The organism is Bacillus sanguinis (genome assembly GCF_018332475.1).
Classification (GTDB): domain Bacteria; phylum Bacillota; class Bacilli; order Bacillales; family Bacillaceae_G; genus Bacillus_A; species Bacillus_A sanguinis.
Genome location: NZ_BOQB01000263.1, coordinates 1 through 10,424, shown reverse-complemented (window position 1 = coordinate 10,424; position 10,424 = coordinate 1). Strand labels below are relative to the sequence as shown.

The following is a 10,424-nucleotide window of genomic DNA, read 5'->3' as shown; positions in this document are numbered from 1 at the left end:
CCACCCAATCCATGCTTAAAAGGTATTATTATGTATTTTTTATAAAATTGGGAACTTGTCTAGAACATAGAACCTGTCCTTTTCATTAACTGAAAGTAGAAACAGATAAAGGAGTGAAAAACATGTTCTCTTCTGATTGCGAATTTACTAAAATCGATTGCGAGGCGAAACCAGCTAGTACACTACCTGCCTTTGGTTTTGCTTTCAACGCGTCTGCACCTCAGTTTGCTTCATTATTTACACCACTACTATTACCTAGCGTAAGTCCAAACCCAAATATTACTGTTCCTGTAATAAATGATACAGTAAGTGTCGGAGATGGCATTCGAATTCTACGAGCTGGTATTTATCAAATCAGTTATACATTAACAATTAGTCTTGATAACGCACCTGTTGCACCAGAAGCTGGTCGTTTCTTCTTATCATTAGGTACACCAGCTAACATTATTCCTGGATCAGGTACAGCGGTTCGTTCTAACGTTATTGGTACTGGTGAAGTAGACGTATCCAGCGGTGTTATTCTGATTAACTTAAACCCTGGTGACTTAATTCAAATTGTACCAGTCGAGTTAATTGGAACTGTAGACATCCGTGCTGCAGCATTAACAGTTGCACAAATTAGCTAGTAAAAAGCGGTATTTCTCCTTTGAAATACCGCTTTTTATTTTTGTAATAAAAAACACTCATAGTAACATGAGTGTTTCATTCTTCATATTGTTTTATTATGTTCTTCTTTTTCCCACAATTACATCCTTTTTTCTTCACAAATCCTTGTTGTTGCAATTGTTCTTGATATGCCTGTTGTTGCAATTGGTGTTGTTGCTGTATATGATACCATTGCTGCAGGTCATATGAATTTTGCCTTGGATTATTGCTCACAGCAAACATCTCCTCTACTGTCAATTCTGTCTATTTACTATATGAACAACTCTTTATTTCCGTTCCCTCATTCTTTTAAACTCCGCTTTTTCTCGTATTATGGAAATATATTATTCTCCCATAAAATATCCTGTAATCGTTTCAATGATTGCTGCGGCTCCTGCAATAGCTAATAATGCAAGTAATGGCTCTGCAACGATAGGAATCCAATTATATAAAACTAATAAAAAAGCACTAACCCATACACCTGTACACCAATAACAGCTTAATAATTCGCCAATCCACTTTCTTAATCCTTTCCCTTTTACTTTTGTAAACGTTGATACACTTCCATCCGGCTCTGTAACCTCTAATTCATCAATAAATGACCTTCGCAAAAAGCCCGTAATTTTATCATAAACAATTAAACGAGTGAGCCTAAAAGCAGCTAAAGCGAAAATAAAAAATAAAAGCCAGCTTGTAAACAGCATAATTCCACCTTCCCTTATCCTCTTTCGCCTATTTAAAAAAAAAGGTCTTGAGATTGTGACCAAATCTCCTCAACTCCAATATCTTATTAATGTAAATACAAACAAGAAGATAAGGAGTGACATTAATGAGTTGTAACGAAAATAAACACCATGGCTCTTCTCATTGTGTAGTTGACGTTGTAAAATTCATCAATGAATTACAAGATTGTTCTACAACAACGTGTGGATCTGGTTGTGAAATCCCATTTTTAGGAGCACACAATAGTGCTTCAGTAGCTAATACACGCCCTTTTATTTTATACACAAAAACTGGAGAACCTTTTGAAGCATTTGCACCAACTGCAAGCCTTTCAAGCTGCCGATCTCCAATTTTCCGTGTGGAAAGTGTAGATGATGATAGCTGTGCTGTACTACGTGTATTAACTGTAGTATTAGGTGATACATCTCCTGTACCACCTGATAATGATCCAATTTGTACGTTTTTAGCTGTACCAAACGCAAGATTAGTATCGACTAACACTTGTCTTACTGTTGATTTAAGCTGCTTCTGTGCGATTCAGTGCTTACGCGACGTTTCTATCTAATAAGTGAAGTAAACTAAAAAACTATTGGGGTGGTAGAAGTTTTCTACCACCTTTACATATTTAAAAGCCGGCCATACTAATCGATTGGATATCATCTATAGACAACCTAATATCTCTCATACTATTTTGCGGCATAATGGATACAATGCCATTACGATACGAGATGATTGATCCAATATAAGAAACTGTAGCTGTTTTTATTCTGCACCTTACTTTCGGGATGTAATGAGGACGGTTTAATAAGAAATGAATTTTCTCATCATTATTCATATCCTTAAATGATTTATTATACGGAACAGTTCTCACTGGCTCTTGCTGTTCTTGTACCTGTTCCTCTTCTTCTATTGTTTCTTCTACTTGCTGCTCTTCTTGTTGTTCCTGTTGTTCTATTACCTCTTCCACAGCACTACTGACAACATTTTCATTTCTATTACTTTCCTCTTTTCGATTCTCATTTTCAAAATTTGTTAAAATAATTCTTTTTATTCTCGGTGCAGCAAGTTCCATATTTACTTGCGTAATATATAACAACGGTTTTCCAACTGTTGAACTTTTATTTTTATTCTTCACACTCGTCCCTCCCACTTCCATACGTAGCTGAATAAATCGTGTACTATTATAGTTATATTCATAACGTGGTAAGAACTTTCGTTAAAAATCGTTCTTTCTAAGAACAAATAAAAAGGACAATCTCAACATGTAGAGATTGTCCTTTAAAAATTACGATTATATTTATCCTAGGATATGATACCCTGAATCAACGTGAATGTTTTCTCCTGTTACGCCGCGTGCTAAATCACTGAATAAGAATACTGCTGTATCTCCAACTTCTTCTGGAGTTGTTGTACGACGAAGTGGTGCGCGCTCCTCAATTTCTCTTAAGATTGAGTTAAAGTCGCCTACACCTTTTGCAGATAACGTACGAATTGGTCCTGCTGAAATAGCGTTAACACGAATGCCATGTTGGCCTAAATCGTTAGCTAAATATTTCACACTCGCTTCTAATGAAGCTTTCGCAACACCCATAACGTTATAATTTTTCACAACACGCTCGCCGCCAAGATATGTTAGCGTTAAAATATTTCCGCCTTCTGTCATTACTTTCTTCGCTTCTCTTGCTACAGCTGTTAAAGAGAATGCACTAATATTTTGTGCAAGTAAAAACCCATCGCGAGAAGTATCTACAAATTCACCTTTTAAGTCGTCACGATTTGCAAAAGCAATACAGTGTGCTACACCATGAATTGTACCAACTTCTTGCTTGATTGTTTCAAAGCAAGCTGCAAGTTCTTCATCATTTGTTACATCACAAGGTAATACAAGTGATTCTTGTCCTTCTAATGTATCCGCTAATTCACGAACGTTTCTCTCTAAACGTTCTCCTGCATATGTGAAGATTAGTTTTGCACCTGCATTATGCAAAGAGCGAGCAATTCCCCACGCAATACTTCTTTGGTTCGCAACGCCCATAACAACAAATGTTTTCCCTTGTAATAGTTCCATGATATATCCTCCCAGAAATACTTATACTTGTTATTAGTACCTGATACTATAATTATAGTAACATAAAACCTCTTAAAGGCAAACAAAAAAGTCATTAACTTAAAATTGTTAATGACTTTTTGTTTCTATAAAAAAACGCTCTAATCCTTCTTCCCAAGAAGGCATTTGTAAAAAACCATTTAATCGTATCATGTTATGTTGGAAAATAGAATATTTCGGCCTAACTGCTGCAGCCCCAAATTCCTCAGTTGAAACAGGTAATACATTCACTTTCATATTTGCATACAAAAATATTTTTTGGGCGAATTCAAACCAAGAGCATGATCCTCTATTAGATACGTGATACGTACCGTATAAAGAAGTGCGAATAAGCTCATTAATCATCCTATTTAAGTCTGCCACGTACGTAGGAGAACCAATTTGATCCGCTACAACAGATACTTCTGCCCTCTCTTTCCCTAATCGCATCATCGTTTTCACAAAATTATTTCCATATTTACCATATAACCACGATGTACGAACAATAAAGTATTTATTATGTAACTCTTTGACGAACTGCTCTCCCGCATACTTAGAAGCTCCATATATATTTATCGGTGCCGGATTATGAAATTCATCATACCCTTCCGGTCTGTCACCCTGAAATACATAATCAGTACTAATATAAACTAACTTCGCTCCTACTAATTGTGAAGCAACCGCTACATTTCGAGCTCCTATTGCATTTATTCTATACGCAATATCTTGTTCTCTCTCAGCATGATCAACCTTCGTATACGCTGCACAATGAATAATTATATGTGGCCTTATTTCTTGTACTACTTGCTGCACTTGGGATATATTTGTTATATCTAGTAACTTTTTATCAAATGGATATATGTCATATTCTTCAGGATTTAACTCTTCTTGTAGTTGCTTTCCTAATTGACCATTTGCTCCTGTTATGATAATCCGTTCTTTCATTTATATGCCCCTTACTTTTCTTTTAGTGGTTTCCACCATTCTATATGATGTTCATACCATTCCACCGTTTCTTCTAGCCCTTGTTCAAACGTATACTGCGGTTCCCATCCGAGCTCTTTCTTCATCTTTTGTGCATCAATCGCATAACGACGATCATGTCCTAAACGGTCTGTAACATACGCAATATCTTTTTTCGTTTTTCCTAAGAGGGTAATAATTTGTTCTACAACATCTACATTTGTTTTCTCATTATTTCCGCCTATATTATATACTTCTCCTATACGCCCCTTATGCAGAACAACATCAATCGCACTACAATGATCCGTTACATGTAACCAATCTCTTACATTTAATCCATCGCCATATAACGGTAATTTTTTTCCTTCCAGCGCATTCGTAACCATTAACGGAATTAATTTTTCAGGATATTGATACGGCCCATAGTTATTGGAGCAACGCGTTACTATAACTGGTAATTGATATGTTTTATAATAAGATAAAGCTATCATATCGGCGCTCGCCTTGCTTGAAGAATATGGACTATTTGGAGCTAACGGAGTTATCTCTGTAAATCGCCCTGTTTTCCCTAAAGAGCCGTACACCTCATCTGTTGATACTTGCACAAGTTTAATATGTGGATATTTTTTTACTACTTCTAATAAGGTGACTGTCCCAATTATATTTGTATCATAAAAAGGAATCGGATTTTCAATACTACGATCCACGTGTGATTCAGCTGCGAAATTGACAATTACTTGTACGTCACGTTCCTTAATAACATATTCTAGCAACTCTTTATTCTGAATTTCCCCTTTTACAAAATAGTAATTCGGATGATTTTGAATAGACTTTACATTATTTAGATTTCCACTATATGTTAATGCATCGAAATTAATAATTTTATATGTTTCATATCTTTGTAACATGTAATGAACAAAATTACTTCCAATAAATCCGGCCCCACCTGTTACTAATATATTCATATAACAACTCTCCTACTCAATAGCTATCTTCACATTCATGCAGTAACGGTAATATTCGGTCTTTATCAGACAAAATAGGACTTGTTACCGGCCATGGAATTGCTAATTCTTTATCTTCCCAAAGTACCCCTGAGTCATGATCAGCACTATAATACTCATCTACTTTATACATAACAATCGTATGCGGGACAAGTGTACAAAAACCATGTGCAAATCCTTTTGGCACTAATAATTGCCGGTGATTATCCGCGCTTAAAATATATCCGCTCCACTGTTTAAACGTTGGTGAATCTTTTCGTAAATCAACGATAACATCATAGATTGCTCCTTGCATAACTTGAATAAGTTTCGTTTGTGCTTTCGGATTCTTTTGAAAGTGTAATCCCCGAACCGTTCCCGACCTAGCTGAATAAGAAACGTTATCCTGTACAAATGAATACGTAATCCCTAGTGTTTCTAGCACCTTCTTATTATAACTTTCAGTAAAAAAGCCACGCTCATCTCCTAATAACCTCGGTTCTAACAATTTTGCGCCGATAAAGTTTGTTTCTACAACTTTCATATTCTCACCTATTCTCCGTTAAACTGTTTACCAAAGTTTATATCCCGAGCTAACGTATTCGCCTTTTGAAGAGAAACATGAGTTCCCGCATCGGTCCACCAACCGATCATTTCATTATAAGTAAGTACTCCTCTTTTTAAATACCAATTATTAATATCTGTAATTTCAAGTTCTCCCCTTGCGGAAGGTTTTAATTCTTTTATATAAGAAAAGACTTTCGAATCATACAAATAAATTCCTGTAACTGCATAGGAACTTTTCGGCTCTTTCGGTTTTTCTTCAATTTCAATTATTTTTCGGTTTTCAATATTTGCTACACCAAATCTCTCCGGATCATCTACAGATTGCAGCAGTACTTTCGCACCTTCTTTTTGAGTTGCAAACTCTTCCACGTACGGACGAATGTCATCTGAAAAGATATTATCCCCTAATATAACTACCATACGGTCTTTCCCAACGAAATCCTCACAAAGCCCTAATGCTTGTGCAATTCCGCCAGCCTTATCTTGCACACGATACGTAAAGGACACCCCAAACTCTTGACCGCTTCCTAAAAAACTAACAACATCTCCCATATGCTCTTTACCTGTAATAATCATAATATCTGTAATTTCGCATTGTTTTAGCTTATATACCGCATGATAAATCATTGGATAACGTCCAACAGGAAGCAAATGTTTATTCGTTACTTTCGTTATTGGATATAGCCTCGATCCAGTACCGCCTGCTAAAATAATCCCTTTCACTCTGCATCTCTCCCTTATGATGGAGATAATATGTCTTTATACTGTTCTACAAACACTTTTCGATCTTTCTCATATGTATCCGCATCAAATTCATCTCCGTTATAATGAATACACCATAAATTTGATTGATTTGGGATACCAATTAAATAACCAGCCCTTTGAAACTCTAAAGACTGTGATACATCATAAAAGTGGAACCCTTGAAACAAATCTTCTCGCCACGGAATATCATACTGCGTTGCCATGAATAGGCCATCAATTGCCTGCACTGACATAAAAGATTGGCTTCCATAAAACCCCTGATCTAAATTTAATAATTGATAATTCCGTCTTCTATACTCAATCACTTTTCCTACTAAATTTTTCCCTTCCCACCATATCCCGTTACTCGGTAAAAACTGCGCACCAGCTACCCCAATTAAACCAAGTTTTTCGTTATCTTTAAAAAGAGAAATAAGTGTATAAAACATCTCTCGATTAATAAGATAAGTATCCTGATGTATATAAACCTTATACTTCGCTGGATATGAAAGTGCTCGGTTATATGCACTTGCCATACTTTTTGCATCTCGTATCGGAAAAATTTGTACGACATAATCAGGGGGAACAAAAAGGTTTCTTATTTGTCTCTCGCATTGTTCAAATAGCTCTTCATTATTTACACAAACAACAACTAATATTGTACGATCCTTCATTTTGTAGCCCCTCTATTCGTCTTGATTTACATCTGACATATAGTTCTCCACAAATATCTTTCTATACTTTTCATAGTTGGTCATATTCACATCAATATGATAGTGAATGCACCACGCATCACGTTGTACAGGAACCCCAACTGTATAGCCAGCTTTTCTAAATTCAAATGACTGAGATACATCATAATAGTCAAACCCATCAAACAAGTCTTCTCGCCACGGAATATCGTATTGCGTTGCCATCAATAAACCGTCGATACATTCCACAGGCATAAATGTTTTTGACTCATGGTACGGCTGTTCTTGAGTTGCCATATAAAATAAATCGTTCATATAACCAATTACTTTTCCAACAACTCCTCTGCCTACATTCCATATTCCGTTTGGAGGAACATATTGGGCTCCAATCATTCCAATCATTCCAAGATGTTCATGTTCGTTAAATAATTGAAGTAATCCGTATAAAAATGCCACATTCATAATGAAAACATCTTGGTGTATATATACTTTATATTTCGCTGGATGTGAAATCGCTTGATTATATCCGCTCGTCATACTTTTCGCATTCCGAATTGGCATAAATTGTACAATATATCCTGGAGGCACTCCCAATCTCAATATATGCCGCACGCATTGTGCATACATTTTCCGATCATTTATACACGTAACAAATAATATTGTTTTTTCAGCAGCACTCATAACTGCGATTTTTCTGCTTCAATAATATACTGAAATACGACCGTCTCAGCCATGAAGCCACTTCCAAGACGATATTTCTTACAAATTCCATATAACTCCTCAATAAGCGGTTCATACATTTTATGATCAATATATACACGATCTACTTTACTAATCGAATATCCTGCTTTTAAAAACATTCGGAGCATTTCATTAAATGTAAAGAAACGAATATGCGTTTTATCTAATAAACCATATTCTGTATACGTCCAATTCCCAGCAAGTAACGGCGCTAATACTGAAATATGAGCAACGTTTGGTATACTTGCTAAAATTACACCATTTTCTTTTATATATGGCTTTACTTTTTCTATTACAGCCCAAGGATCAAATAAATGCTCTAATACATCCCCAAATATGACGCAATCAAATTGCTCCTCCTCATAAGGAAGATCTATTTTTTCTATATCCCCTAAAATCACATGATCAAGTCTTTCTTTTGCTTTTTCTGCCGCCTCTGGGAATGCCTCAATTCCAGATACACGTGTGCCATTTTCTTTTATAGCTGCTCCCAATGCACCGCCCGAGCAACCAATATCAAGAACTTCTTTCCATTCCTTTTTTATGTGCTTTAATAAATTCGGATTCGCTGCATTGTAATAATGCTCGGACTTTTCTTCATATAGAGAACTTTTTTCACGATTCATTTTACACACTCCTTATGCAAATTGAATTTGAAATATAAATCTCATTCATCTAATATTGGTTCCATTACTGATACACTAATATATAACCAATCTATTAGAGTTAGAATAACGATAAACCATTTCTAACAAAACGAAACTTATTACACTTTATATTGTTTATCAAAAACATCCCGAAAATATTTGCGGTTATATTCAATTGCAGCATTATTTGGAACATAAGCAGCTGCTAATTCGTTGTAATAATAAGCTTTGTCTTGCTCTCCTAACTTGCTATAACAAATACACATTTGTAAATAGGGAAGCCATGTGTAGCTCGCTGGACTATGAAATGGACTCTCCGTTGCCATTGGTACTTCTGTCGCAAGTTTAAACCAAAATATCGCTTCGTTATATTTTTGTTGTTCCATATATATATATCCTATTCTTGTACAATTCTCTCCTCTAGGAACATCATATCGAAACGACTTCACGCAAGATTCAACTGCCTTTTCCCATGATCCAAGCTTTGCATAGCAATCTCCTAACTTACCACATGCATAAATTTTTTCTTCGTACCATCCTTCGTCTTGATTAAGAAATGTTTCATATAGCATAACTGCATCATCATATTTTTGGTTATCCATAGATTCATTTGCGTAATAAAATAAATCTCTCGGACTCAATTCTTCTCCTGCAGCTACAGCATTTTGAAAAATTTTCAAATTACGATTTGTTACCTTTTTCTCTTTTTTATGTGTAATAGCAACATTACTACTAAAAGTTTCACCAGAAATAGCTAAATACTCATGAACCTTTCCATACCATTGAAATTGTTTTTCACGCTTTACAAGTCGATTTCTTTTTGTACAATATAAAGGTTTTCCGTTAGAATCCATTGCAAGATGATAAGGCATCGAAACAGCATCAATTTTAGGATCTAATTCTCTTTTTAAGAGTTTCAATGCTTCTTGAGCATCTTCTAATAATACGTCATCTGCATCTAGCCACAATATATACTCTTGCGTTGCTTTTGAAAAAGAAAAATTTCTCGCTGCCGCAAAATCATTAATCCATGGAAAGTCATATATGTTAGAGGTATATTGAGCTACAATTTCTTTCGTTCGATCAATAGAACCTGTATCAACTATAATAATTTCATCAACAATTTTTTCGACTGCATCTAAACATCGACCTATTGTATCTTCCTCATCTCGAACAATCATACATAAACTAATTGTAATTCCTTGCTTGTTCAACATAATCACCCTCTTCCAAATCAATCATATGTTATACATACAATAAACTTTCCACTTTTTTAACTTGCACAAGCAGTTTAAGATTTCTTTTCAATAATTCAAATGTCCGTGTCATTTTCTTCCGGTTTTGCATCTACTATATAATGAACGCTTTATGGAGGTGAATTTATGTCAAATAATAATTATTCAGATGGATTGAATCCCGATGAATCTTTATCAGCTAGTGCATTTGACCCTAATCTTGTAGGACCAACATTACCACCAATACCACCGTTTACCCTTCCTACCGGACCTACTGGACCGACTGGACCGACTGGGCCGACTGGACCAACTGTACCGACTGGGCCGACTGGACCGACTGGTGCTACTGGACCTACTGGGCCGACTGGAGACACTGGTGCTACTGGACCTACTGGGCC

General features: G+C 35.8%; 15 protein-coding genes. 3 read left to right on the top strand and 12 right to left on the bottom strand.

Features of this window, described 5'->3' with window-relative positions; translation table 11 throughout:
- Positions 1-122 precede the first annotated feature (122 nt).
- Positions 123-626 (top strand): exosporium protein ExsF, encoded by a 504-nt coding sequence (exsF, locus tag KI369_RS23345; RefSeq protein ID WP_000492933.1) that lies wholly within the window; start codon positions 123-125, stop codon positions 624-626.
- A gap of 76 nt (positions 627-702) precedes the next feature.
- On the opposite strand, the gene KI369_RS23340 is transcribed toward exsF, so the two are convergent.
- Positions 703-888, bottom strand: a complete 186-nt coding sequence (locus KI369_RS23340) for a hypothetical protein (protein ID WP_033656535.1) — start codon at positions 886-888, stop codon at positions 703-705.
- A gap of 101 nt (positions 889-989) precedes the next feature.
- Positions 990-1,349, bottom strand: a complete 360-nt coding sequence (locus KI369_RS23335; protein ID WP_212957561.1) for a DUF1360 domain-containing protein — start codon at positions 1,347-1,349, stop codon at positions 990-992.
- Positions 1,350-1,474: 125 nt separating this feature from the next.
- On the opposite strand from KI369_RS23335, the gene exsY reads away from it, so the two are divergent.
- Positions 1,475-1,933, top strand: a complete 459-nt coding sequence (gene exsY / locus KI369_RS23330) for an exosporium assembly protein ExsY (protein ID WP_001277728.1) — start codon at positions 1,475-1,477, stop codon at positions 1,931-1,933.
- Positions 1,934-1,993: 60 nt separating this feature from the next.
- Here the strand turns inward: exsY and KI369_RS23325 are convergent, their stop codons facing one another.
- The 10 genes from KI369_RS23325 to KI369_RS23280 form a co-directional block, all read right to left on the bottom strand.
- The gene (locus KI369_RS23325) at positions 1,994-2,524 is read right to left on the bottom strand and encodes a spore coat CotO family protein (RefSeq protein ID WP_212957560.1); all 531 of its coding nucleotides are present in this window, start codon (positions 2,522-2,524) and stop codon (positions 1,994-1,996) included.
- Positions 2,525-2,665: 141 nt separating this feature from the next.
- On the bottom strand, positions 2,666-3,436 hold the full coding sequence (gene fabI / locus KI369_RS23320; RefSeq protein ID WP_212957559.1) for an enoyl-ACP reductase FabI: 771 nt from the start codon (positions 3,434-3,436) through the stop codon (positions 2,666-2,668).
- 108 nt (positions 3,437-3,544) lie between these two features.
- A complete protein-coding gene (rfbD, locus tag KI369_RS23315) occupies positions 3,545-4,399 on the bottom strand; it encodes a dTDP-4-dehydrorhamnose reductase (protein ID WP_212957558.1) in 855 nt (284 codons plus the stop codon).
- Between the two features lie 11 nt (positions 4,400-4,410).
- The gene (rfbB, locus tag KI369_RS23310) at positions 4,411-5,382 is read right to left on the bottom strand and encodes a dTDP-glucose 4,6-dehydratase (RefSeq protein ID WP_212957557.1); all 972 of its coding nucleotides are present in this window, start codon (positions 5,380-5,382) and stop codon (positions 4,411-4,413) included.
- Positions 5,383-5,398: 16 nt separating this feature from the next.
- On the bottom strand, positions 5,399-5,944 hold the full coding sequence (gene rfbC / locus KI369_RS23305) for a dTDP-4-dehydrorhamnose 3,5-epimerase (RefSeq protein WP_212957556.1): 546 nt from the start codon (positions 5,942-5,944) through the stop codon (positions 5,399-5,401).
- An 8-nt stretch (positions 5,945-5,952) separates the two neighbouring features.
- On the bottom strand, positions 5,953-6,690 hold the full coding sequence (locus tag KI369_RS23300) for a sugar phosphate nucleotidyltransferase (protein WP_212957555.1): 738 nt from the start codon (positions 6,688-6,690) through the stop codon (positions 5,953-5,955).
- A gap of 14 nt (positions 6,691-6,704) precedes the next feature.
- Positions 6,705-7,385: a glycosyltransferase family protein gene (locus tag KI369_RS23295; protein ID WP_000654997.1), complete on the bottom strand. Its 681-nt coding sequence runs from the start codon at positions 7,383-7,385 to the stop codon at positions 6,705-6,707.
- A 12-nt stretch (positions 7,386-7,397) separates the two neighbouring features.
- Entirely contained in the window at positions 7,398-8,084 is a 687-nt protein-coding gene (locus tag KI369_RS23290) for a glycosyltransferase family protein (RefSeq protein ID WP_212957554.1), read from the bottom strand.
- Entirely contained in the window at positions 8,081-8,770 is a 690-nt protein-coding gene (locus KI369_RS23285) for a class I SAM-dependent methyltransferase (protein WP_063224595.1), read from the bottom strand. Before KI369_RS23285 ends, KI369_RS23290 begins: the two co-directional genes overlap by 4 nt.
- Positions 8,771-8,910: 140 nt before the next feature.
- The gene (locus KI369_RS23280; RefSeq protein ID WP_212957553.1) at positions 8,911-10,008 is read right to left on the bottom strand and encodes a glycosyltransferase; all 1,098 of its coding nucleotides are present in this window, start codon (positions 10,006-10,008) and stop codon (positions 8,911-8,913) included.
- 165 nt (positions 10,009-10,173) lie between these two features.
- Here KI369_RS23280 and KI369_RS23275 point away from each other — a divergent pair.
- Positions 10,174-10,424 (top strand): exosporium leader peptide-containing protein (locus KI369_RS23275; RefSeq protein ID WP_212957552.1); only part of this gene is annotated, 251 nt, incomplete at its 3' end.